Annotated in this window: 23 protein-coding genes; 7 read left to right on the forward strand and 16 right to left on the reverse strand. The window is 75.3% G+C overall.

The features are described 5' to 3' along the window. Positions 1–179: 179 nt before the first annotated feature. The 3 genes from MCM47_RS00650 to MCM47_RS00660 all read right to left on the reverse strand — a co-directional run bounded on the left by MCM47_RS00650 (position 180) and on the right by MCM47_RS00660 (position 3,181). Positions 180–794, reverse strand: a complete 615-nt coding sequence (locus MCM47_RS00650) for an FMN reductase (RefSeq protein ID WP_238739951.1) — start codon at positions 792–794, stop codon at positions 180–182. Beyond that, positions 791–1,891, reverse strand: a complete 1,101-nt coding sequence (locus MCM47_RS00655) for an LLM class flavin-dependent oxidoreductase (RefSeq protein WP_238741420.1) — start codon at positions 1,889–1,891, stop codon at positions 791–793. Before MCM47_RS00655 ends, MCM47_RS00650 begins: the two co-directional genes overlap by 4 nt. Before the next feature lie 207 nt (positions 1,892–2,098). Beyond that, positions 2,099–3,181: a VanZ family protein gene (locus MCM47_RS00660; protein WP_238739952.1), complete on the reverse strand. Its 1,083-nt coding sequence runs from the start codon at positions 3,179–3,181 to the stop codon at positions 2,099–2,101. 358 nt (positions 3,182–3,539) lie between these two features. Here MCM47_RS00660 and MCM47_RS00665 point away from each other — a divergent pair, with 358 nt between their 5' ends. Continuing rightward, positions 3,540–4,301: a PP2C family serine/threonine-protein phosphatase gene (locus tag MCM47_RS00665; RefSeq protein WP_238739953.1), complete on the forward strand. Its 762-nt coding sequence runs from the start codon at positions 3,540–3,542 to the stop codon at positions 4,299–4,301. 93 nt (positions 4,302–4,394) lie between these two features. On the opposite strand, the gene MCM47_RS00670 is transcribed toward MCM47_RS00665, so the two are convergent. Both MCM47_RS00670 and MCM47_RS00675 read right to left on the reverse strand, forming a co-directional pair. Then, positions 4,395–6,890: a collagenase gene (locus MCM47_RS00670; protein WP_374209069.1), complete on the reverse strand. Its 2,496-nt coding sequence runs from the start codon at positions 6,888–6,890 to the stop codon at positions 4,395–4,397. A gap of 365 nt (positions 6,891–7,255) precedes the next feature. Further along, positions 7,256–7,825 (reverse strand): DoxX family membrane protein, encoded by a 570-nt coding sequence (locus tag MCM47_RS00675; protein ID WP_238739954.1) that lies wholly within the window; start codon positions 7,823–7,825, stop codon positions 7,256–7,258. 209 nt (positions 7,826–8,034) lie between these two features. Between MCM47_RS00675 and MCM47_RS00680 the strand changes: the two genes are divergently transcribed. Further along, positions 8,035–8,631 carry a TIGR03086 family metal-binding protein gene (locus tag MCM47_RS00680; RefSeq protein ID WP_238739955.1) on the forward strand — a complete coding sequence of 199 codons (597 nt, stop codon included), beginning with the start codon at positions 8,035–8,037 and terminating at the stop codon, positions 8,629–8,631. Positions 8,632–8,839: 208 nt separating this feature from the next. After that, positions 8,840–9,337: a hemerythrin domain-containing protein gene (locus MCM47_RS00685; RefSeq protein ID WP_238739956.1), complete on the forward strand. Its 498-nt coding sequence runs from the start codon at positions 8,840–8,842 to the stop codon at positions 9,335–9,337. An 81-nt stretch (positions 9,338–9,418) separates the two neighbouring features. Here MCM47_RS00685 and MCM47_RS00690 read toward each other — a convergent pair whose 3' ends face one another. From MCM47_RS00690 to MCM47_RS00720, 7 genes are all read right to left on the reverse strand, one after another. Continuing rightward, complete coding sequence (locus MCM47_RS00690; RefSeq protein ID WP_238739957.1) at positions 9,419–10,207, reverse strand: VOC family protein; 789 nt, start codon at positions 10,205–10,207, stop codon at positions 9,419–9,421. 330 nt (positions 10,208–10,537) lie between these two features. Next, positions 10,538–11,401, reverse strand: coding sequence for a trans-aconitate 2-methyltransferase (locus tag MCM47_RS00695; RefSeq protein WP_238739958.1), 864 nt, complete (start codon positions 11,399–11,401; stop codon positions 10,538–10,540). Continuing rightward, entirely contained in the window at positions 11,398–12,603 is a 1,206-nt protein-coding gene (locus tag MCM47_RS00700; protein ID WP_238739959.1) for an MFS transporter, read from the reverse strand. Before MCM47_RS00700 ends, MCM47_RS00695 begins: the two co-directional genes overlap by 4 nt. Further along, on the reverse strand, positions 12,600–13,739 hold the full coding sequence (locus MCM47_RS00705; RefSeq protein WP_238739960.1) for a dipeptide epimerase: 1,140 nt from the start codon (positions 13,737–13,739) through the stop codon (positions 12,600–12,602). Before MCM47_RS00705 ends, MCM47_RS00700 begins: the two co-directional genes overlap by 4 nt. Continuing rightward, on the reverse strand, positions 13,736–14,905 hold the full coding sequence (locus MCM47_RS00710; protein ID WP_374209041.1) for a PLP-dependent cysteine synthase family protein: 1,170 nt from the start codon (positions 14,903–14,905) through the stop codon (positions 13,736–13,738). The genes MCM47_RS00705 and MCM47_RS00710 overlap by 4 nt, the downstream gene beginning before the upstream one ends. After that, on the reverse strand, positions 14,902–15,810 hold the full coding sequence (locus tag MCM47_RS00715) for a Rossmann-like domain-containing protein (protein WP_374209070.1): 909 nt from the start codon (positions 15,808–15,810) through the stop codon (positions 14,902–14,904). Before MCM47_RS00715 ends, MCM47_RS00710 begins: the two co-directional genes overlap by 4 nt. Before the next feature lie 56 nt (positions 15,811–15,866). Beyond that, a complete protein-coding gene (locus MCM47_RS00720) occupies positions 15,867–17,222 on the reverse strand; it encodes an ATP-grasp domain-containing protein (protein ID WP_238739961.1) in 1,356 nt (451 codons plus the stop codon). A 179-nt stretch (positions 17,223–17,401) separates the two neighbouring features. On the opposite strand from MCM47_RS00720, the gene MCM47_RS00725 reads away from it, so the two are divergent. The 4 genes from MCM47_RS00725 to MCM47_RS00740 all read left to right on the forward strand — a co-directional run bounded on the left by MCM47_RS00725 (position 17,402) and on the right by MCM47_RS00740 (position 21,190). Then, positions 17,402–17,959, forward strand: a complete 558-nt coding sequence (locus MCM47_RS00725; RefSeq protein WP_238739962.1) for a GNAT family N-acetyltransferase — start codon at positions 17,402–17,404, stop codon at positions 17,957–17,959. Positions 17,960–18,152: 193 nt separating this feature from the next. After that, positions 18,153–18,821 (forward strand): TetR/AcrR family transcriptional regulator, encoded by a 669-nt coding sequence (locus tag MCM47_RS00730; RefSeq protein WP_238739963.1) that lies wholly within the window; start codon positions 18,153–18,155, stop codon positions 18,819–18,821. A gap of 118 nt (positions 18,822–18,939) precedes the next feature. Further along, on the forward strand, positions 18,940–20,469 hold the full coding sequence (locus tag MCM47_RS00735) for an MFS transporter (RefSeq protein ID WP_238739964.1): 1,530 nt from the start codon (positions 18,940–18,942) through the stop codon (positions 20,467–20,469). A 262-nt stretch (positions 20,470–20,731) separates the two neighbouring features. Continuing rightward, a complete protein-coding gene (locus MCM47_RS00740; protein ID WP_308222266.1) occupies positions 20,732–21,190 on the forward strand; it encodes a PPOX class F420-dependent oxidoreductase in 459 nt (152 codons plus the stop codon). A gap of 124 nt (positions 21,191–21,314) precedes the next feature. Here the strand turns inward: MCM47_RS00740 and MCM47_RS00745 are convergent, their stop codons facing one another. The 4 genes from MCM47_RS00745 to MCM47_RS00760 form a co-directional block, all read right to left on the reverse strand. Further along, complete coding sequence (locus tag MCM47_RS00745; RefSeq protein WP_238739965.1) at positions 21,315–21,539, reverse strand: hypothetical protein; 225 nt, start codon at positions 21,537–21,539, stop codon at positions 21,315–21,317. Further along, the gene (locus MCM47_RS00750; protein WP_238739966.1) at positions 21,536–21,805 is read right to left on the reverse strand and encodes a DUF1876 domain-containing protein; all 270 of its coding nucleotides are present in this window, start codon (positions 21,803–21,805) and stop codon (positions 21,536–21,538) included. Before MCM47_RS00750 ends, MCM47_RS00745 begins: the two co-directional genes overlap by 4 nt. Positions 21,806–22,068: 263 nt before the next feature. Beyond that, positions 22,069–22,938, reverse strand: coding sequence for a zf-HC2 domain-containing protein (locus MCM47_RS00755; protein WP_238739967.1), 870 nt, complete (start codon positions 22,936–22,938; stop codon positions 22,069–22,071). Next, on the reverse strand, positions 22,935–23,489 hold the full coding sequence (locus tag MCM47_RS00760) for a sigma-70 family RNA polymerase sigma factor (protein ID WP_238739968.1): 555 nt from the start codon (positions 23,487–23,489) through the stop codon (positions 22,935–22,937). Before MCM47_RS00760 ends, MCM47_RS00755 begins: the two co-directional genes overlap by 4 nt. Between the last annotated feature and the right edge of the window lie 11 nt (positions 23,490–23,500).

The following is a 23,500-nucleotide window of genomic DNA, read 5'->3' on the forward strand; positions in this document are numbered from 1 at the left end:
GGGCCGCACGGGCGGGTGATCGCGGGGGCGTGGGCGGGTGATCGCGCGGCGCGGGCGGCGTACGACGCGCGCGAGGCCGCCGGGCGGGCATGACGAAGGGGCGGGCCGTTTCCGACCCGCCCCTTCCGTGCCTCCTGCGCCGCCGCGCCGCCGCCGCGCCGCACACCGCCCGCGGGCGCTCAGGCCCGCAGGGCCGCCAGCTGCTCGGCGAACGGCACCACGGCCGCCGGCTGCTCCGCGGCGGCCGGGCCGCGCCCGGCCAGCAGCGCCGCCAGCTCCTCCGCCGCCCGGTCGATCCGACCCGCCAGCCCGCCGGTGTGCCGGTCCCCCGTCGCGCCGAAGTCGTCGGTGGCCGCGTAGACCGCGGTGGGGACGACGACCGACCGCAGGTAGGCGAAGAGCGGCCGGACGGCGTGCTCGAGGGCGAGCGAGTGCCGGGGGGTGCCGCCGGTGGCGGCGATCAGCACCGGCTTGCCCGCGAGCGCGTCGTGGTCGATGACGTCGAAGAAGGACTTGAACAGGCCGCTGTAGGAGGCGGTGAAGATCGGCGTGACGGCGATCACGCCGTCCGCGTGCGTCACCGCCTCGATCGCCCCGCGCAGCGCCGCGCCCGGGAACCCGGTCACGAAGTTGTGCGCGATGTCGGTGGCGAGGTCGCGCAGCTCGATCACCGTCACCTCGGCGGCGCCGCCGAGCCGGCGCACCGTCGCGTCGGCGAGCCGGTCCGCCAGCAGGCGGGTCGACGACGGCTTGCTGAGCCCGGCACTGACCACGACCAGCTTGAACGTGCTCATTCGGACACCTCCACGAGCTCCTGGGCCGCAGCCGCGGCCACCCGGGCCGCGTGCGTCGGCCCGTCCGGGACGTCGGCCGGCCGCCCCTTGGCGAACTCCTCGCGCAGCACCGGCACGACCTCCTCGCCGAGCAGGTCCAGCTGCTCCAGCACGGTCTTCAGCGGCAGGCCGGCGTGGTCCATCAGGAACAGCTGGCGCTGGTAGTCGCCGAAGGACTCGCGGAAGGTCAGCGTCTTCTCGATGACCTCCTGCGGGCTGCCGACGGTGAGCGGCGTCTGCTCGGTGAACTCCTCCAGCGACGGCCCGTGCCCGTACACCGGAGCGTTGTCGAAGTACGGCCGGAACTCGCGCACCGCGTCCTGCGAGTTCTTCCGCATGAAGACCTGCCCGCCCAGGCCGACGTACGCCTGCTCGGGCGTGCCGTGACCGTAGTGGGCGTAGCGCGTGCGGTAGAGCTCGATCAGCTTCTGGAAGTGCTCCTTGGGCCAGAAGATGTTGTTCGCGAAGAAGCCGTCACCGTAGTAGGCGGCCTGCTCGGCGATCTCCGGGCTGCGGATCGAGCCGTGCCACACGAACGGCGGGACGCCGTCCAGCGGACGCGGGGTGGCGGTGAAGGACTGCAGCGGGGTCCGGAAGCGGCCCGACCAGTCGACGACCTCCTCGCGCCACAGCTGGTGCAGCAGCGCGTAGTTCTCCACGGCGAGCGGGATGCCCTGGCGGATGTCCTTGCCGAACCACGGGTAGACCGGGCCGGTGTTGCCGCGGCCCATCATGACGTCCACCCGGCCCTCGGCGAGGTGCTGGAGCATCGCGAAGTCCTCGGCGATCTTCACCGGGTCGTTGGTGGTGATCAGCGTGGTCGAGGTGGAGAGGATGATGCGCTCGGTCTGCGCGGCGATGTAGCCGAGCATGGTCGTCGGCGAGGACGGCACGAACGGCGGGTTGTGGTGCTCGCCGGTCGCGAAGACGTCCAGGCCGACCTCCTCGGCCTTGCGCGCGATGGCCACCATCGCCTTGATCCGCTCGTGCTCGGTCGGGGTGCGGCCGGTGGTGGGGTCGGGGGTCACGTCGCCGACGGTGAAGATTCCGAACTGCATGCTGCTCACCACACTCCTGGTGAATCCCGGCTTCAGGATCCGATCGTCAAAGTTTCAACCACCTTAGCACCGGGCGGTCCGGGGTTATTCCGGGAGCGTGCACAGCCCCTGTTCCCCGCGCGCACGGCCGGGCGCGGCACGCCGGTGCCCGGGCTTCCGGGCGTGCGTGGGCGGGCGTGGGCGGGCGGGCGCGCAGGAGGAGGGCGCTCAGCGGACCGCGGTGGCGGCGGTGACCCGCCCGGCCGCGTCCACGGTGATCTCCACCCCGGGGGCCTGTGGCGCGCCGTCCGGGCCGGTGCGGTGGTAGCGGAGCGTGCGCGAGGCTCCGTCGGCCCCGCTCGGGGTGACCGTCGGCGCCACCGAGGCGGTCAGGTCGGCGAACCACTCGGCCGCGAACCGCGCACCCGCCGCCACCTGTTCCTCGGATCCGACCGGCACGACCGGCACCGCGCCGTCCGGGCCCGGGACGCCGTCGGCGGCGCCCGGCGAGGCGGTGAAGGAGAGCAGTCGCCCCGCCGGCCAGTCGGTCCGGAAGCTGCCCGCGTCGGTGGTGACCGCGAAGCGCGGCGCCGGGAGCGCGGACGTGGTCAGCACCCGGGCCCGCGGGCCGTACAGCCGGGCGGTCAGCGCGCTCGCCAGCGCGAGACCGCCGTCCCCGGCCGGGACCGACCCCGCACCGGCGGCGGAGGTCCGGGCGCCGAGGTCCCGGTGGACCGGGACGGCGATCTGCAGCACCACCGCGACCGCCGCCAGTCCGGCCGCCCCGAGGCCGAGGCCGCCGAGGGCGTCCCGCAGCAGCGGGGAACGCAGCCCGGTCCGGCGCAGCGCCAGCCAGCCGGCCGCCAGCACGACGCCCAGCAGCGCGCCGGCCGCGTTGGCCAGCAGGTCGGCCGCGTCGCAGGCCCGTCCGGTGCGGAGCAGGGCCTGCGCGGTCTCCAGCGCGGCGGAGGCCACCACCGCGCCGGCGGCCACCGCGAAGGGGCGGCGCAGGGCCAGGACGGCGAAGAAGGCGGGCACCCCGAAGAGCGCGGCGTTCAGCGACCCCTGCGGGCCGAGCGCGTCCTGCCAGGCGCCCGGACCGTACGCGCAGCTCGGCGCCGGGTGGGCGCCCGCGATCGGGGTCAGGGTGACGGCCAGGACGCCCGCCCCGCCCAGGGCCCAGAGCACCGTGGCCGCGGGCGGGAGCTTCCGGCGGCCGCCCTGCCACCGGGCGAGCGGCACCAGCAGCAGGGCGAACACGAGGAAGAACGGGAGCAGGTCCGGCACGGCGGACAGGCTGACTTCGAGCATCAGGGCACGGCTTCCGGGCGAGGCGGGAACGGGCGGGCGTCGCTCACGGCTCCGCGCACAAGCTTGCCGCCCGCCGCCTGCGGCCCGCGTGGGCGGTCGGCGGCTCCCCCGGGAACGGCGGCCAGCGTACGGGTCGGGCCGTCCCGCCATCAAGGTCCGCGCGCCGCAAGGGAGAAGGGCCGATCGCGGGCACCGTCGCGGCGGTGCCCGCGACGGCCGGCGGGCTGCCCGGGGCGGGCCCGGTCCGGGCAGTCGCCGGAGGGCACGGGTGGCCGGACGGCGGGCCGCCGGAGCTGCGGCGCGCGACAATGGGAGGGCAAGGACGGCCGGCCCGGACCTCCGGAAGGGCGGCGAGCCGATGGCGGCCTACATCGCGGTGAGCGCCCTGAGCCACGAGGGCCTGGTGCGGGAGCGCAACGAGGACAGCCTCACGATCGGGCCGTGGACACTCTGCGCGACCGTGACCACCAATCCGCAGACCCTGCTGTTCCCGCTCGGCGTGCCGTGCGTGGTCGCGGTGGCGGACGGCCTCGGCGGGCACCCCGGCGGCGAGGTGGCGAGCGCGCTGGTGGCACGGGAGCTGGCCGCGGCCGGCCCCGTCCTGGACGGTGAGGAGGCCGTCCGGGAGACCCTGCAGGCCTGCAACCGCGCCGTGTTCGCGGCGGCGGCCGGCGATCCGGAACTGGCCGCGATGGGGACGACGGTGGCCGGCCTGGTGCTGCTCGCGGAGCGGGCGGTGGTCTTCAACGTCGGCGACAGCCGCGTCTACCGGATCGCCGGCGACGGGCTGCGCCGGGTCAGCGTGGACGACAGCCCGCCCCTGCCGCCCGGGCGCCGTACCACCACGATGGTCACCCAGAGCCTCGGCGGGTCGTTCGGCCCGACCTTCGTCGAACCGCACGTGCGCAGCGCCCCGCTCGCGGCCGGCGACCGCTACCTGGTCTGCAGCGACGGCCTCACCGACCCGGTCCCGGAGGAGGAGCTGGCCGAACTGCTGGCCCGCCGCCGCGCGGACGTCGAAGGGGGCGACGGGCGGGCGGCGTTCGAGCTCTGGAAGGCGGCGATCGAGGCGGGTGGACCGGACAACATCACGCTGGCGCTGGTGCGGATCGGCGCCTGACGGCCGGGGTCGGTGCGCCCGCCCGGCCCGCCGGGGCCCCGGCGGGCGCGGGTGCGCTCCGCCGGGGCCGCGGGTGTGCGGACGGTCGGGGGATCAGTACTCGGCCTTGATGTTCACCCCGCTGAAGCCCTGCTGGGCGTAGAGGCTGAAGTAGACGTAGCCGGTGGGCGGGTTGGTGACGGTGAGGGTCTCGGTGTTGTTCGCCAGGTTGGTGGACCTGGCGGTGTAGGCGTCGGTGTACGCCCAGCCGCCGGGGTTGTAGTAGAGGTCGGCGTTGCCGGTGCCGCCGGTGCTGCTGACCTTGAGCTGCTTCGTCCCGGCCGGGACGTACAGGTAGAAGTGGGCGTAGTTGCCGGTGGCCGCCGCCGCGTTGCTGCGCCGGCAGTTGCGGTCCAGCTGCCGGGTGTCGGCGCCGGAGCACTCGGGCAGCCGGGCGACCGTGACGGACTGGCTGGTGCGGGCGGTGGCGCCCTTGTCGTCGGTCACGGTGAGGGTGACGGTGTAGGTGCCGGCCGTGGAGTACCACTTGGTGGGGTTGGCGGCGGTGGACGTGGTGCCGTCACCGAAGTCCCAGGCGCGGGAGGCGATCCTGCCGTCCGGGTCGGTGGACCGGTCGACGAAGGTGACGGCGAGCTCGCCGACCGCGGTGGTGAAGGCCGCCGTGGGCGCCTGGTTGCCGGGCGGGGTGGTGCCGGAGCAGGTGCCGGCGGCGCACGTGGTCAGCCAGGCGTCGAACTCGGCGTCGTACCGGGTGCCGACGGTCTGGGTGAGGTGGTTGCGGGCGCCGTTCCAGTCGCCGGCGCGGTACTTGGCGAGCACCGCGTCCATGTCCGCGCGGTGCTTCTCCAGCATGAAGCGCACGGCGAGGTAGCCCCAGCGGTAGATCCGCTCGGAGTCGGCGTTGTCGTAGGTGGTGTCGAACAGGGTCCGGAGGGTGTAGGTGTGGCGTCCGGCCGCGGTCATCGCGGCGTCGTACGGCACCTTGCGGTAGGTGTAGGAGACGTACTCGGCGAAGCCCTCGACCCACCAGACGGTCGGCGTCGCCGTGCCGGCGCTGAAGTCGCCGTACATGTCGAAGCGGCCGTCGAGGTAGTGGGTGTACTCGTGGTTGAGGTTCCAGATCTGGAAGTCCGGGCGCACCCACTCGGCCTCGTAGGCGAGGAAGCGCGGCTGGTTGCCGGCCGCGGCCGGGTTGCCCTCCAGGTACATGCCGCCGTTGTTGGTGTTGATGCCGTAGATCATCGCCGCGAACACGCCGTAGTCGAAGCGGCCGTGGAAGACCACCACCTCGATGGTGGTGTTGCGGTCGTCGGCGACCGGGCCGTTGTCCCGGGCCACCGTGTGGAAGTACGCGTCCTGGCCGTTCAGGCTGGTGCAGGCGGTGTTCAGCTGAGTCGCGTCCAGGGCCTGGGCGATGATCCGGATGCTCGGGCTGCAGGTGTGGCTGACGGTCAGGTTGGCCGCCTTGAGCCGGTTGGCGGCGTCACAGGTGCCGTAGTAGGAGCAGTTGCCGCCGTCGTACTCGTCCGCCATCTCGGCGGCGGCGGCCCACTGGTAGGCGGTGCGGCCGCCCACCGAGGACCGGTCGGCCAGTCCCTTGACCATCGGGCGGGCCTTGGCCTGCAGCGGGGCGTACTGCAGGAAGCGGCCCAGCTCACGGGCGCCGTTGTAGACCAGGTAGGTGTAGTCGCCGCCGAGTTGGGCGTTGTTGGCGACCGCGAAGTCGTACAGCGAGTCGAGGACGCTCGGGTCGGCCTGGACGGCGCTGACGAACGCGGGCAGCTGGTGGCCGCGCCACAGCACGGTGAAAACGCCGTTGAGCGCGCTGCCCATGCCGACCGGGTTGTGGGTGGCGGCGTCGTAGTCGGCCAGCATCCGCTTCACGACGTAGAGGTAGCGGGCGTTCTCCTGCGCGCTGTCGATCAGGGTGACGGCCTCGCCGAGAGTGCCGGCGTTCTCCGAACTGACGTCCCGGGAGTGCGGGTTGGCGAAGAAGGCGTCCAGTGCGGCGCGGCTGGAGGTCTGCAGCGCGGTGCCGTACTGGCCCACGTCGGCCGGGTGGTACCACTGCACGAAGTAGCCCGCGCGCAGGTAGAGCACCAACTGCTCCGCGGACGTGGTGTTGTTGCCCGGGTAGCTGCCCGCCGTGTCGCGCAGGGCGTCGGCCACGGTCACCATCTGGGCCTCGCGGAAGGCCTTGTTGGCGTCGGTGCCGGTGAGCGAGAAGAGCTCGTTCACACAGCCCACCTCGGCGGACTTGATCTGCTGGACGAGGGCGGCGCCGGTACGGCTGGTGAAGTCACCGACGTTGCAGGTCGCGGCGGCCGCCCCGACCGCCGGCGGGGCGCTGCTGCCAAGGGACTTGACGGCGGCGCGGCCGCCCTCCTCGGTCGGCGCGGTAGCCGAGAGCGGTGCGCGGTCGCTGGCCGGCACCGGCCGGTTCTTGCGGCCGTCCTCGGGTGCGGCGCCGATGCCGGGCTGCGGCGCGGGGCCGGCGGGGGCGGTGGTCGCCGCGCCTCCCGGCTGCGGCGGGACCGGAGCGGGGGCGGCCTGGCTGCGGGGCGCGAACAGGCCGATCGCCAGCAGCATCGCCATGGCGATCGTCAGCAACCTTGCTATGCCGGCCAGTTGCGGAAAGGGTCGTGCGGTTCTCACGTGGGGGCCTCCGAACCTTGGCGGCCGCGTTGGGGGCGCGACCGTACGGGGAGTGAGGACCGTTGCGCCGAGGCCGTGGGGCGGCCCCGTCGAGCACACGGTGGGGAGTGTGACATGTACCATTACACACATCACACGACGCCGGGAAGCCCTCGGACGTGACTTGCCTTCAGGCGGCCCGATATCCCTCCGGGCGCGCGACGAAAGGCCGTTGCGTTCACGGCCGCACCCGAGGGATCGGCCGCGACAGGGGTGCACTCCCCTGCCGCAGCCGCCCCGTCGGGCGCGCCCTCCGCCCGCTACTTGCGCAGCAGCAGGACGACCCCCGCGGTCACCAGACCGACCGCGACGGCGGCCGCGCCGTACACGAGCCGGTGTGCGCGCAGCACGGGCAGGTGGCGGTCCACCGCGTAGCGGCCGGGCCCGGTCAGCGCGAGCGCGGCGGCACCGGCGGTCAGCAGCCACTCGTACTCGCTGCCCTTGGGCGCGAAGAACCCGCCGCCCCAGGTGACGGCGAGCGCGTTGACCATGGTGCCGAGAATGGCGGCGGCGGCCAGCGGGGTCAGCAGGCCGGCGGCGAGGGCGAGCCCGCCGAACGTCTCGCTGAGGCCGGCCACCACGGCCATCGCGTCACCGGCCGGGTAGCCGCTCATGGTGAAGAACTGACCGGTGCCGTCGATGCCGCCGCCGCCGAACCAGCCGAACAGCTTCTGACTGCCGTGTGCGGCCATGGTGAGGCCGAGGACCAGGCGCAGCAGGAGGAGGCCGGCGTCGTAGGCGTGCGGCGAGGTCGCGGCGGCATCGGGGGCAGCCCGGTCCGGGCGGGCGGTGGCGGTGGTGGCGGTCGTGCTCGGGCTGGTGCTCGGCATGCGCGTCTCCATCGGTCGAGGTCAGTCCAGGGGATGAGGGTGGCGCGGCGAGCCACCCGGCAAGGTTGTTCAAATTCGAACGGCCGCAGCTCGACCGTACCCGGCCGTTCGAATTTGAACAACTTCGTCCGGTGGTTGCCCGGTCGGGCTGGGGGCCACCGGCGGGGCCGCGGTCGCGGCGGGGCGGGAGTCCGGGGCAGGGTGGAGGTATGGCTCACCGCAGGGAACACCGACGGTCCGCACGACCCGGCACGCCGTACGCCGAGGCGCTGCACGAGTTCGGCGAACGCGTCCGGCTGATCGCCCCCGACCAGTGGGACGCACCCACGCCGTGCGTCGACTGGTCGGTCCGCGACCTGGTCAACCACCTCACGTCCGAGCAGCTCTGGGTGCCCGAGCTGCTCATGGGCTCGACGATCTCCGAGGTCGGCAGCCGCTTCGACGGCGACGTGCTCGGATCCGACCCGGTCGGCGCGTGGACGGCCGCCGCCGAAGCCGCCCGGACGGCGTTCGAGGTGCCCGGCGCGACCGAGCTGACCGTGCACCTCTCGTTCGGTGACGTCTCCGGCCAGTACTACCTGGACCAGCTCACCGCCGACGCCGTCGTGCACACCTGGGACCTCGCCGAGGGGATCCGCCGCCGTACGCGGCTTCCGGCCGCTCTGGTGGAGTACGCGCTCGGCGAGTACGCCGGCTACGGGGACCTCTCCGGCAGCGGACTGTTCGACCCGCCCGTCCCGGTTCCCGCGGACGCGGGGCCGCAGACCCGGCTGCTCGCCCTCACCGGGCGTCGCGACCGACCCTGAGCAGGCACGCAGCAGGGCCGCGGTGCGCGGGTGACCCGGAGCAGGGCCCGAGGGCCGTGCCGCGCCGTGTCCGGGCCCGTCCGGGCTGGTGGCGCTGCGCCCGGAAAAGGGCCTGACCAGCGGTGATTCCCCGCCGCCCGCCGGTTCGGCGCGGCGACGCCGGATACTGGAGGTGGCGGGGGGCCACCGGACGAGAGGCGGGCGTGCCATGAGCCGCAGGCCGGACATCCTCGGCGAGTTCACCGCCGACCACCGGGCGGTGACGGAGCTGCTCGCCCGGATCGAGGCCGCGTCCACGGACGACCGGCAGCGCAACGAGCTGGTCGATCAGCTGACCGACCTGCTGTTCAGCCACTGCGCCGCCGAGGAGGAGCACCTCTTCCCGGTGGTCCAGCACGACGTGCCGGACGGCGGGGCCCTGGTGTTCGCGTGCATCCACGACCACCTCACGATCGGCCAGTACCTCTCCGACCTGCAGGGTCTCGGCGCCGACGAGCCCACCTTCGGCACCCTCCTGCAGGGCCTGGCGGACACCGTCCGCCGGCACCTGGCGACGGAGGAGAAGGGGCTGTTCCCGGCCGCGCGCAAGGCGCTGCCGGCCGGCTCGCGGGCGGCGCTCGGCGAGCACCTGCGGAACGAGCGGGCGGCCGTCGCGGAGGCCGGGCCGCCGGCCGGAACGGAGGCGGGAACGGACACCGGCGGCTGAGCCGGGGCCCGACCGGCGGCGGGGGCGTTTGCGGGGGCGTTCTGCGGGCGCGACGCCCGCGAGCGCCCCGGGCCCGGCCGCTCAGCCCTTGGGGCTGATCACCGCGAAGCGCCCGCCCTCCGGGTCCTGGAGGCGCGCCACCCGGCCGTACGGGGAGTCGAAGGCCGGCCCGAGCGACGATCCGCCGAGCGCCTCCGCCCGGGCCAGGGCCGCATCGGTGTCCGGTACCGCGAACGACACCTCCCAGTGCGGGGGCATGCCGGCCGGACCGGCCGACTGCTCCCGGGCGAGGGCCGCCACGCTGTGGCCCTCGGTGCGCAGCACCACCCGGTCGTGCTCCCAGCGCACCTCGAACCGCTCCGGGTCCCGCCCGTCCCAGCGGAACACCTCGCCGTAGAAGAGCGCCGCCGCGAACGGGTCCGGCGTGCGCAGCTCGATCCAGACCGGTGCGCCCGGCAGGTCGAGGCGGCGCGCCCGGCCCAGCGGGCCCTCCCAGATGCCGAAGACCGCCCCCGCCGGGTCCGCGGCGAACGCCACCCGGCCGGCGTCGAAGGAGAGCGGCCCCACCGCGAGGGTCGCCCCGCGTTCGCGGACCGCATCGGCGGCGGCGTCGGCGCTCTCGGTGCCGAAGTAGCTGGTCCATGCGACCGGCATGGCCCAGCCGCTGCCGGCCACGCCCAGGCCGGCCACCGCCTCGCCGCCCGTCACCGCGTGCACGTAGGGGCCGAACCGGTCCGGCCCGGGCTCGAACTCCCAGCCCAGCAGCGGGCCGTAGAACGCCTTCGCGGCGTCGAGATCGTGCGCCATCAGGCTCACCCAGCACGGAACGGCCGCCACACAGCGCACCGTGGCACCCTCGCCGCTGCCCATCGCGCACCTCCTCGAACCCGGCCGCCGGGCCCCTCCCGACTCCCGCGGCCGACCGGCCGCCCGGGCGAGTTCAGCGTAGGCCCTGTCCCGGGGAACGGCCCGGGGCCGCGCCGCCGCGGCCCGCACTCCACCGGGCTTCGCCCGGGGCACACCCCGGCGCCGCCGCCTCTCCGCCGGAGCGTCGGTGCCCGTTCGGAGCCGCCGTGGCCCGCGCGGGGGACGTCGGGGCGCGCCGCCCGTGCCCGGGGGCCGGCGCGCGGCGCCCCCGGGGCGGAGGTCCCCTCGGGCGGCCGGGAGGAGATGCCGTCGCGGACGGTGACGGGTGTCCGGTCAGGCCCCCTCGTCCGCCGTCTCGGCGAGCCGCGAGGTGACGCGGGCCGGGGGCCGGCCGACGCGGGTGGGCACGGCGGCGGTGCCGAGCCGCGCGACCAGGTGGAGGCGGTCGTCCTCCGCGGTGTCGGCCGCCTCGGCACCGTCGGTCCACGGCGGCTCGGTCCGCGGGCCGGGCCGGTCGTACAGGGCGAGGACGGTGAAGCCGTGGGCGGCGAGCAGGTGGCGCAGCTCCTGCGGGAAGAGCAGCCGCCAGGCGGAGTGCTGCTCGACCGGCGGGGCGCCGTCGTCGGTGGTCCAGATCCGGATGCGGCGCAGGAGTTGGGCGGCGTGGTCGATCCGGAGGGTGGTGTGCGAGGTGTAGGTGGTGCCGTCGCGGGTCACGGTGTCGGTGCGCGGGGCGTCGAGGAGTTCGGTACGGCCCAGGAAGAAGGCGCCGTTGCGCATCTCGGCGACCAGCAGGCCACCGGGGCGCAGGTGGCGGCGGAGCCGGCCGAGCACGGCGTCGAGGTCGTCGTTGGTGTGGCAGTGGAGCAGCGCGCTGTCCAGGCAGAGGGCGGCGTCGAAGCGCCCGGGGAGGCGGAAGTCCCGCATGTCGGCGACGTGGTAGTCCGGCCCGGGGTGGTGGGTACGGGCGTGGGCGATCATCGCGGGGGAGCTGTCCAGGCCGGTGACGGTCCGCCCGGCGGTGCGGTGCAGCCAGCCGGCGTCCCGGCCGGTGCCGCAGCCGAGGTCGAGCACGGCGGGCCCGGCGCGGTGGTCGCGGAGCACCGACTCGGCCCATCGCGCGGCGGTGAACCCGGGGTCGGGGAAGCGCAGTTCGTACAGCTCGGGGGTGTCGGTGAGCAGGTTGCGGCCGTTCATCGGGCCTCGCTGGGGAGTGGGCCGGCGGGGGCGGGGAGCCGCCCGGCGCGGTGCAGCCGGGCGACGGCGGTGGCGGAGCCGAGTCCGAGGGCCGCGCAGAGCAGCCAGGGCGCGGCGGCGGTACCGTCCATGGCGCGGCCGACCGCCGTGTTGCCGAGGGCCGCGGCGACACCGGAGACCACGTAGTACAGGCCGTAGTACGTGCCGGTGAGGCCGCCCCGGGCGAAGGCGGGGATCAACGCCAGGACGAAGGGCTGGGCGGTCATCAGGCCGAGTTGGAGCATCAGCACGCCGCCGAGGACGCCCGGCAGGCCGGGGGCGGCGAGCGGCAGCAGGAAGCCGGTTCCGGCCACGGCGAGGCCGGGCGCGATCCAGCGGGCGGGCGGGCCCGCCCGCTGGAGCCGGGTGGTGATGCGCAGTTGGAGCGCGAGGTTGGCCAGGGTGCTGGTGAGGAAGACCAGGCCCACCGCGCCCGCCCAGCCGGTCGCACGCCGGGCCGCGTCGGGCAGCAGGAGGTAGAGCTGGCTCTCCATGCCGAACTGGCCCACCATGGCGAACGCGAAGGCCAGGAACCGCCGGTCGGCGGCCGCCTCCCGCCAGCCGGCGAGGACGCCGCGCGGAGGCGGCGGGACGGCGCGCTCGGGCAGGACGAGCGCCTGGGCCGCGGTCAGCACGGCGAACACGCCGGCGGCGGTGAGCGCGGCGGCCCGGAAGTCGACCAGCAGCAGGAGGGCGCCGAGCAGCGGTCCGGCCAGCGCCCCGGTGGTGGCGAACACCGCGAACAGCGCGAAGGCGTCGGCCTTGCGGTCGGCGGCCTCCTGCGCGACGTAGGTGCGGACGGCCGGGTTGAACAGCGCGCCGGCCAGCCCGCTGAGCGCCGAGGCGGCGAGCAGCACGGTGAGCGAGTCGCCGAGCGCGAACAGCCCGAAGCCGGCGGTCCGCAGCGCGCAGCCGGCGATGATGACCCGGCGGGCACCGAGCCGGTCGGCGGCCGAGCCGCCGAGGATGAACAGGCCCTGCTGACTGAGGGTGCGCAGACCGAGCACGGCGCCCACGGCGAGGGCGGAGAGCCCGAGGTCGTGGGTGAGGTGTCCGGCCAGGTACGGGACGAGCAGGTAGAAGCCGGTGTTGACGCCGAGCTGGTTGACCAGCAGCAGCCGCAGGGGCACCGGGAAGCTCCGTACGGCGTGCAGCACCCTCACCGGCCGGCCGCCGCCGGCGCCCCGCCCGGGGCGGGGCCGGCGGGCGCCGCTCCGCCCGCCCGGGGGCGGGCCGCTGCGGCCGGATCGACGGCCGGATCGGGTACCGGCAGGACGCCCAGGCCGGCCCGGTCGGGCGTGCGGACGGTGCCGTCGGTGCCACCGATGCCCTGCCACGGGTCGTGGGCGAGCAGCAGGTGCCCGTCCAGGTCGATCCAGCGGGCTCGGTCGGCCAGGTGGACGGCCGGCGCGATGCCGAGCGAGCTGGCGGCGAGACAGCCGAGCATCAGCTCGGTCCCGCTGCCCCGGAGGGCGGCGTGGATGCGCAGCACCTGGTGCACGCCACCGCACTTGGCCAGCTTGAGGTTGATGCCGTGGACCCGCCCGGCGAGCCGGCAGGCGTCCTCGAGGTCGACGGCGTCCTCGTCGGCGATCACCGGGACCGGGGAGCGCCCGGCGACCGCGGCGAGCACGTCGGGCGTGCCGGGTGGGATGGGCTGTTCGACGGCCTCGACGCCGGCGGCGGCGAAGGCGGGGATCAGCCGGTGGGCCTGCTCCGCGGTCCAGGCGCCGTTCGGGTCGAGCAGCAGGCGGGCGCCGGGGGCGTGCTCCCGGACGGCCCGCACCCGGGCGAGGTCGTCCGCGGGGTCGGCCGAACCGGCCTTGACCTTGAGGACGGTGAACCCGGCGGCCGCCAGCCGGGCGGCCAGGACGGCGGCCCGATCGGGCGGCTCGATGCCGATGGTGCGGGCGGTGGCGGCGGCCACCGGGGCGAGTCGGCCGAGGAGCTGGTGGACGGGAGCACCGGCCCGCTTGCCGACCAGGTCGAGCAGGGCGGCCTCCACAGCCGCCAGCACACCGGCCGGCACCCCCTTGAACGGCGCGGCGCCGCGCTGGACTTCGGCCAGGGCGGTCTCCGGGTCCGGGTAGCGCTCCAGAGCCGGGCGGAGCGCGTCGGCCGCACGCCGGATCAGGTCGGCGGGCAGCCGCAGGTAGGCGCTGGCGACGGCCTCGCCGTGGCCGGTCGACCCGCCGTGGCGGACGGCGAGGTGGACGGCGTCGCGTTCGGTGGTCACCGAGCGGGAGATCCGCAGCGGCTCGGCGAGCCGGAGCCGCACGGTGCGCACGTCGACCCTCATCGCTCCCCCTCGGGTCGGTCGGTGGTCCGGCCGGGCCGGCCGGCGCGCTCGGTGCGCTCGGTGCGCTCGGTGCGGTCCGCACGGGCGCTGCAGCTCGCGGGATGCGCCGGGGCCGTGCGGCCGGTGCGGCAGCGGGCCCACCCGGTGACCTCGACGGCGGCCGGGTGCGGGATCTCGATCGGCCGCGGCGCGGCCCGGTCCGGCTCCAGGCCGTGCCGCCGGCAGAACCCGTCGTCGTACACGGTGCCCAGGTAGCGGTGCGGACCGTCCGGGAAGACCGTGGCCACGGCGGCGCCGGGCCGGACCCGGGCCGCCCATGCCGCGACCAGGGCGACCGCGCCGGTGCTCCAGCCGCCGCTGACGAAGGCCCCGCGGGCCAGCCGCCGGCAGGCGTCGACCGCCTCGGCGGGGCCGACCCAGTGGATCTCGTCGAAGGCCTGGTGGGCGACGTTGCGCGGGTGGATCGAGCTGCCCAGCCCGCGCATCAGCCGGGGCCGCGCGGGCTGGCCGAAGATGGTGGAGCCGACCGAGTCGACGCCGATGACCCGCAGGGCCGGCCACCGCCGCCGCAGCGGCTCGGCGAGCCCGGCGCTGTGGCCGCCGGTGCCGACGCTGCACACCAGCACGTCCAGGTGGTCGAGTTCGGCCCCGATCTCCTGGGCCATCGCCAGGTAGCCGGCCGCGTTGTCCGGGTTGTTGTACTGGTCGGGCCAGTAGGCGTCCGGGAGTTGGCCGAGCACCGCGCGCAGCCGGGCCAGCCGGGCGGCCTGCCAGCCGCCGTGCCGGGCCGGCCGGTCGACCAGCTCCAGCCGGGCACCGTGGGCGTGCAGCAACTGCCGCATGGAGGGCTCGAGTTCCTGGTCGCCGATCAGCACCACCGGGTGGCCGAGGGCCTGTCCGGCGAAGGCCAGGCCGATGCCCAGCGTGCCCGAGGTGGACTCCACCACCGTCGCTCCGGGCCGCAGTTCGCCGCGGGCGCGGGCGCCGCGGAGCATCGCGACGGCGGAGCGGGCCTTCATGCCGCCGGCGCCGAGGCACTCCAGCTTGGCCCAGAAGCCGGGGTGCGGGTGCGGCAGCGGGGTGGTGATCCGGGCCAGCGGGGTGCGGCCGAGGAGGGGCAGGAGGTCGGGGTTGCCGACGGCGGCCGAGGTGAGCAGTGCGGTCACCGGCCCTCACCGTCCACCGGGGCTGCGTCGCGGCCGGGGGCGCGGGCGGGGCCGTGGCCGTCGCCGCCGTACAGGTGGATCGTGCTCGGGCCGCCGTCGAGCCAGAAGAAGGGGTAGGGCTCGGCGCTCACGGCGCTCACCCCCTGGCCGAGCAGCCGGGGCAGCACGGCGCTGCCCGTCTGGGCGAACAGCACCAGCGGCTTGCCGGTGGCGCGGGCGTGGGCGAGCAGCGGGTCGAGCGTGCCGTTGCCGAGCGTCATGCCGGAGGCCAGGATCGCGTCGCAGGCGTCCAGCAGGCCCGGGGCGTCCCGGTGGACGGGTTCGCCCCACTCCGTGGCGCCGCCCTTGAGGTCGCAGGGCAGGTAGCCGACACCGTGCGAACGGAGCTGCTCCAGGAGCGAGTTGACGACACCGACCACCAGCACCCGGCGGACCCGGGCGAGCGGGAGCAGGCCGACCACGGCGCCGGCCCGGGTACGGGACTTCTCCAGCGAGCCGCCGGCCGGGACGGTGACCCGGCGGGCGGCGTGGGCCCAGCCGTGCGGCAGGCAGTGCGCCAGGTAGGCGTCCAGGGCTGCGACCCGGACGGGGGTGAGCGGGTGGTCGAGCAGTTCGGCCACGGTCGCACCGACGCAGTCGGCGAGCGTGTCGGCGGGCAGGTCGCCGGGCTCGACGGCGCAGGAGCCGACCGCTTCGCCGAGGCGCAGGCTGAGCACCTCGTTGCGGTATCCGCAGGCGCGACCGGGGTGCCGGACGGCCTGGGCGGTGCTGAAGGCGAGGGCGATCCGCTGCCCGGCCGGATCGGGCCCGTACGCCCCGGCGCGGGCCTGGGCGACGATCCGGCCCAGCGCCGAACCGGCAGCGCCGGCAGTCCCGGCGGCGCCCGGTGCCCCGGCCGCACCCACCGCCCGCGGATCGGCGGCGAGCCCCGACGGGGCCGCGGTGCCCGGAGCGGCCGCGGTCACGCGGGCACCGCCGTGGCCCGGTCCGGACGGTCCGCGGCGGGGGCCGCAGCCGGGGCGGCAGCGGCAGTCGCGTCGGATCCACCGCCTCCGGCAGCGGACTCGAAGCGCGCCGCCAGCCCGCCCACCAGCTGCTCGGCCACCCGGCGCGCCCCGGCCCCGACGGCGTCCGCCGTCATCACGTGCCCGAGGTACTCGTTGTTGCTGGTCGCGGGCCGCACCTCACGTCCCGGCTCGGCCAGCGCCAGCTCGACCACCGCGGGATCGCGCCGGACGGCGGCCTCGCCGTCGAACCCCACCAGCGGGCCGGCCTCCTCCCCGTCGGGGACGAGGAAGGCGATCGCGGCGCTGGCGACGCCGGTGGCGCGGACGGCGAGGTCGGGCCGGCGGCCGAGGGCGACGTCGACCGCGGCGGCGGCGAGGTCGACCCCGGTCACCCGCCGGACCAGCTCGGTGATCCGGTTGCCGGCCGGCCGCGGGTTGACCTCGACCACCCGGGGTCCGGCGGGGGTCAGCTTGATCTCGGTGTGCGCGACCACCTGGTCGAGGCCGAGCGCCGCGAGTGCCGCCACGGCGGTGTCGGCCGCCGACGCCGCCTCGACCGGATCGAGCGCGGCCGGGAACATGTGGCCGGTCTCGATGAAGGCGGGAGCGCCCCCGACGCTCTTGTCGGTGACCCCGACGACGTGGGCGGTGCCGCCGGCGGAGACCGTCTCGACGCTGACCTCCGGCCCGGTCAGCAGCTCCTCCAGCAGCACCACGGACGCCCGCCGCTGACCCCGGGCGTTGACCGGGAACTCCTCCAACGCCTGCAGCGCGGAGGCCAGTTCGCGCTCGTCGGCAACGGCGCGGACCAGCATCCCGGCGCACAGGTCGACCGGTTTGACCACCAGCGGGAAGCCGAGCGCCCGCGCGGCGGCGACCGCCTGCTCGCGGTCGGTGCAGAGCGCGTACGCGGGACCGGGGACGCCGGCTCCGGCGAGGGCCTGCCGGGCGAGGTCCTTGCGGCAGGCGGCGGTGACGGCCTCCGGCGCCGGCCCGGGCAGGCCGAGCCGCCGGGCCACCCGGGCGACGGTCGGCAGGTAGTAGTCGCAGGAGGAGAGCACGCCGTCGAAGCCGAGCACCGCGTGCATCCGTTCGGCGTACGGGAGCAGGGTGTCCGGGTCGTTGGTGTCGGCGGTCAGGACGTTCTCGGCGGCGAGCAGCGGGTGCGGGCCGCCGGCGGGGGCGGACCGCAGGTAGTGGTGCAGGTCGCGGGTGAGGAAGGTGAACCGGTGGCCGCCCTCCCCCAGTGCCCTGGGCAGCAGCCTGCTCATGGAGCCGACCCAGCTCTCGATCACCAGCAGATGCGCCACGGCTCTCCCTCTCGACGGCGGTCACGGCAGACCGGCCCGGCATACCGAGGGAGAAGGTAACGGCATTCGTTTTCATTTTCAACACGCCTCGACCGGCCGCCCGGCGAAGCGTCAGATGAAAGTCGTTTTCATGTAGGGTTCCGATCACCCGCCCGCGTCCAGCCCTCGGGAGTCCGCTGATGCACCGTCAATCCCCTTATGAAATCCGGCCCGCGAGGCCCGGCGACGTGCCGGGTGCGCGCCGGCTGATCCTGGACACGCTCTACCGCGAGTTCGGCTACGGGTACGTCCCCGAGTGGCACGCCGACGTGGTCGACCTCCAGGGGCACTACCTCGACCACCCCCGCCACACCCTGCTCGTCGCCGCGCACGGGGGCGAGGTGGTCGCCACCACCGCACTGCACTCGACCGGGCCGGCCCACCCGCCGCATCCGCTCGAGCTCGCGGAGCGCTACCCGTCCGGCACCACCGCACAGCTGGTCCGGGTGTACGTACGGGCCGGACACCGGCGGAACGGGCTGGCCCGCGAGCTGGTGCGCCGGGCCCGCGACTTCGCCGCCGCCGAGGGCGGCTACCGGCGGCTCTACCTGCACACCAACACCGCCGTCCCGGGCGCCGAGGTGTTCTGGCGCAGCCTCGCGCAGGAGGTCCACGACGCCCGCCCGACCGGCGAGCACGGACCCGGCGTCGAGACCGTCCACTTCGAGATCCCACTGCGACACCCGGCCACCGTCTGACGGGCCGGGCCGCGGGCCCCCGACCGGCCCCTCTCGCCCCCCACCCAAAGGAATGTGACGCAGGTCACATCCCGGACCGAAATTTCCGGGGACGGATTCCCCGTTTGCTCCTTCGAAGGCCTAAGCGGGGACACCATCCCCGGTACGCCGGTAAGTGGGGAGAGTTTCCCCGGTACGATGGAAGGAGCACGCAGTGAGCAGCACCGCCGCCACCACACCGGTCCGCACCGCGGAGCCCGCCCGCACGCCCAAGCTGCGCGCGGACGCGACCCGCAACCGCGAGCGGATCATCATGGCGGCGCGGGACGCTTTCGTCGAGCACGGCGCGGACGCGCCGCTGGACGAGATCGCCAAGCGGGCCGGGGTCGGCAACGCGACGCTGTACCGGAACTTCCCGGACCGCACCGCGCTGATCCGCGAGGTGGCGCTGCTGGTCAAGAACCGCGTGCTGGCCGGCGCCGAGGCGGCGCAGGCCGAGGGCGGCAGCCCGTTCGACGCGCTCCAGCGGTTCGTGCACGCGACGGTCGAGGAGAAGGTCGGGGCCCTGTGCCCGATCCTCACCAACCGGGTCGACGTGCACGACCCGGACCTGGTCGGCGTCCGCGAGCGGATGACGACCGCGGTGGTGGAGCTGATGGACCGCGCCAAGGCGGCCGGCGAGCTCCGTCCGGACGTCGACCACGGCGACCTGTTCATCGCGATCAGCCAGCTCACCCGCCCCCTCCCGGGCACCTCCTGCCAGCTCCTGGACGAGTTCGTCCACCGCCACCTGCAGCTGTTCCTGGACGGGCTGCGGGCACCGGCGCCGTCGGTCCTGCCCGGCCGGGCCGCGACCTTCGAGGACTTCCACTCCGACCACTGACCTCCGGCCGCTCCGGCGGCCGGCCCCGATGACCCGACCGCCGTGCCCCGCGCGGCCGGTCCTCTGCACACCGACTGCCCCTACCGCGCACGCACCGCACCGTGAAGTGAGTACCCCCATGCCCAAAACCGACGCCCTGCCCGCCGCCACGCAGCCTGATCCGCGGCGCTGGAAGGCACTGATATTCATCGGCCTCGCGCAACTGATGGTCGTCCTCGACGCCACCATCGTGAACATCGCGCTGCCCTCGGCCCAGAAGGACCTCGGCATCACCGACGGCAACCGCCAGTGGGTGATCACCGCCTACGCCCTGGCCTTCGGCGGCCTGCTGCTGTTCGGCGGCCGGGTGGCGGACCTCTGGGGCCGCAAGCGGACCTTCGTGGTCGGCCTGACCGGCTTCGCGCTGGCCTCCGCCCTGGGCGGTGCCGCCGCCAACACCGCCATGCTGCTCGGTGCCCGCGCCCTCCAGGGCGTCTTCGGCGCCCTGCTCGCGCCGGCCGCGCTCTCGCTGCTGGCCGTGATGTTCACCGAGGCAAAGGAGCGCGCCAAGGCGTTCGGCATCTACGGCGCCATCGCCGGTGGTGGCGGCGCGATCGGTCTGATCCTCGGCGGTCTGCTGACCGAGTACATGAACTGGCGCTGGACCTTCTTCGTCAACATCCCCTTCGCCATCGTCGCCGCGGCCGGTGCCGTGCTGGTGATCCGCGAGCCCGCCGAGGGCCGCAACCGCAACCGCCTGGACGTCCCCGGCGTGCTGCTGGTCACCACCGGTCTGGTCGCCCTGGTCTACGGCTTCACCCGCGCCGAGTCCGACGGCTGGTCCGCCGGCATCACGATCGGCCTGTTCGTCGCCGCCGCGGTCCTGCTGGCCGCGTTCGTCCTGGTCGAGCGGAAGGTGAAGGCGCCGCTGCTGCCGCTGCGCGTCGTCCTGGACCGCAACCGCGGCGGGGTCTACCTGTCGCTGGGTCTGGCCGTGATCGGCATGTTCGGTCTCTTCCTGTTCCTGACCTACTACCTGCAGATCGTGCTCGGCTACAGTCCGGTGCTCACCGGCGTCGCCTTCCTGCCCATGGTGGCCGGCATGATCACCGGCTCCACCCAGATCGGCGCCCGGCTGATGACCCGCGTTCCCGCGCGGTTCCTGATGGCCCCCGGGTTCCTGGTCGCCTCGATCGGCATGCTGCTGCTCACCCAGATCGGCCTGGACACCTCGTACCCGGCGCTGATCCTGCCCGGCCTGATCCTGATGGGCCTCGGCATGGGTACCGCGTTCATGCCGGCGATGAGCCTGGCCACGCACGGCGTCCAGCCGCGCGACGCGGGCGTGGCGTCCGCCATGGTCAACACCTCCCAGCAGGTCGGCGGCGCCATCGGCACCGCGCTGCTGAACACCATCGCCGCCAGCGCCACCACCACCTGGCTGGCCGCCCACGCGGGCGCCGCGACCAGCCCGGCCGCCGCCAAGGCGGTGCAGTTCCAGGGCATGGTGCACGGCTTCTCGACCGCGATCTGGTGGTCGTTCGGCATCCTGGTGACGGCCGCGGCGATCGCCTTCGTCCTGGTCAACGCCGGGCGCCCCGGTACCACCGTCGCCGCCTCCAGCGCCGGCACCACGGAGAGCAACGACATCCCGGTGCTGGTGCACTGACGGCCGGGGGTCCACTCGGGTGCGAGCGGCCCGTCGGTTTTCCCGACCCCGGGCGGGCCGCTCGCCGTTCCCGGGCGCGGGACCGGACCCGACGCCGCCGCCCCACGAGCAGCCGCATCCCCCTCGAACCGGAGGTCCCGGTGGACGAGAATGGAGTGACCCACCCGGCCGGTGCTCACGGGCACCCGGGCGAGTCCGTCCCGTGCATGAAGCACGGCGACGGCAGCCGGCGGCCGCGCCGCGACCGCCCACCGCCCCCGACGTGGAACGGGAGGACCTCGTGCACCACCGCACCGACGATCTCGCCGACAGCAGGTACCTCCTGCTCACCACCTTCGGCGACGACGGCAGCCGGGTGGAGTCGCAGAGCTGGGTGGTCGCCGACGGCGCCGCCCTCGGCATCTGGACCACGACCCACTCCGGCGAGGCCGAGCGCATCCGGCGCCACCCCCGGGTCCTGGTCGGCCCCTGTGACTCCCATGGCCGCCCCACCGGCCGCCGGTTCCCGGCCCGCGCGGCGGTCTGCGACGCGGACGCGACCGCCCGCTACCGCATCTCACTGCTCAACAAGTACGGCATGCCGGCGCTGATCGTGCTGGCCCGCAGCCGGCTGCGGCTCGGTCTGGCGGGGACCGTCGGCATCCGGATCACGATCAACGAGCCGGCACCGCGGCTGATCGGGCCGGAGTGGCCGCCGCCGACGACGTTCTGCCCGAACTGAACCCCCACCCGACCGTTGAACCGCGACCGGACCGTCCGCCGGCCACCGTCCGCCGGCCGCCGTACGGACACGGGGCACGCGGGTGGGTGCGGGACGGACCGGGTGACCGGTGCCCCGCGCCGCATCAGGCTCCGTCCTCCGGGGCCCTGGCGAGGTCGCCCGGCTCGCACGCCTCCCGGCCGGTGCCGACGTGCACCACCCGCACCGCGCGCTGCGGGCCGCCCGGCACCACCCGCTGCTCGTGCCCGCAGCGCGGGCAGAGCAGCGGCGCCCGCGGCTTCCGGGACTTCTGCTCGGGCGGTACGACCGGCGCGGAGCGGGCGGCGCCGCCGCGTTCCGCCGCCGTCACGTCAACGGGTGGGTCGGGATCGGGCTGGCCTCCTGGATCTCGCCGTGGGCCTTGGTGAGCAGCTGCGAGGCGAGGTCGTTGAGCGCTCGGGCCGCCGCGATCTCCTCGCCGACCCGCAGCTGTTCCGGGTCGGACGGGTGGCGACTGGTGTACCCGTGGGCACGCAGCTCCGTCCCGTCGCCCAGCCTGAGCAGAGCGGCGGCGGCTGTCCGCGCCCCTTCCTCCCGGAACTCCATCTCGATGTGCCAACCGACGAGAGTCTGCATGGCGGATCACCTCCAGCGGTTACTCCTCCAGGGTGCGCCGCACCCCGCGGGAACACCAGGCCAGAGCCCCCCGCGCCTCCGGGGCGCTGGCCCGGTGGGCTCGTCCGGCGATCGGAGCGGCGCCCCTGCCGGCCGTCGGTCCGGCCCGATCCGGGCGGGTCGGGCGGGTCGCCGCAGTCCTCTCCGGGTGGGTCCGCGCGGGCGGGCCGGTCGGCGCCGCCGATCGGGTGCGGCCGGCGGGGCTGCGGCCTCAGGCCGCCCGGTCAGGTCCGGTAAGCGGGGACGGTGACCAGCACGGTGGCGCCGTCCAGGGTGCGGACCTCGAAGCGGTCGATCTCGCCCGGCTGCAGACCGGTGCCGCCGGTGGTGTGCAGCACGGCGCCCGGGGCGCCCGCGGTGCCGTAGCCGGCGGCCGGGACGCTCCAGGTGGTGACGGTCTGGCGCGCGCCGGTGTCCGAGACGGCCACCAGCTCGCAGCTCAACGGTCCTGGTACGTGGGAGAGTTCGAGACTGACCCGACTCCCCCACGCCGCGCCGCCGAGGCCGACCGTGGCGCTGGCGCCGGTGGTCGGATCGGTGGCGCTGAACTTCTGCTCGGCGACGGCGACCACGCCGGGAGTGGAGTCCGCCCCGACGACCACGGCGGTGACGGCCGGTCCGGCCACCACCATGACCGCCGCCGCCGCGACCAGCACCAGCCGGCGGACCCGGCCCCGCCGGCGGACGACCGCGACCTCGGCGACCAGCCGGTCCAGCAGCAACGGGTCCGGCTGCGGCGCGGGGTCGGCGAGGTCGAGCCCGGCGGCCCCGGCGGATGCCGCGTACTCGGCCAACAGCGGCTCGATGAAACCGAGTTCGGCGACCTGTGCGGCGCACTCCGGGCAGGTCCCCAGGTGCGCGGCGAAGGCGGCCCGCTCCTCCGGTTCGAGCAGGCCGAGGACGTAGGCGCCGGCGTCCACGTGGTCGGCCCCGCGGCCGGCCGGCTGCCCGGGGGGCTCGGGGCCGCCGGCCCGCTCCGGGCCCGCGGGCGTCCGCCCGGGGACGGCGGGCTTCCGCTCCGGGCCGCCGGACTTCCGCTCCGGGCCGCCGGACTTCCGCTCGGGGCCGCCGGGACCGGGCTCGGACGCTGTCACGATGTCACTCCCCGTTCCTCCAGCGCCAGCTTGAGCGAGCGCAACGCGTAGAACACCCGGGACCGGACGGTACCGGCCGGGATGCCGAGTACGGCGGCAGCCTCATTGGCCGTGCGGCCCATCAGATAGGTCTCGACGATCACCTGCCGATGCGCCTCCGAGAGGTCGCCGAGCGCCTCGGAGATCGTCATCAGCCTCAGCGCGCGGTCGAGTTCGTCCTCCGCGGGCAGCATCTCCAACGGCGCCGGGTCCACCTCTTCCGGCCGGGCCAGACGGCTGCGGTGGCCGTCGACGACGATCCGCCGGGCCACCGTCACCAGCCAGGGCCGCAGCGAGCGGGCCTCCGGGTCGAGCCGGTGGATGTTGCGCCAGGCGCGGACCAGCGTCTCCTGCACGACGTCCTCGGCGCGCTGGCGGTCCCCCGCGACGAGGTGCAGCACGAAGCCGAAAAGCGGCCCTGCGTGGTCCCGGTAGAGGGCGCGCATGAGGTCCTCGTCCGGGGCACCGCCGCCGCGTGCGGCCGCACCGCCGTGCGGCTGCTCCTCGGTCACGACGCCATCTT

The organism is Kitasatospora sp. A2-31 (assembly GCF_022288725.1).
Classification (GTDB): domain Bacteria; phylum Actinomycetota; class Actinomycetes; order Streptomycetales; family Streptomycetaceae; genus Kitasatospora.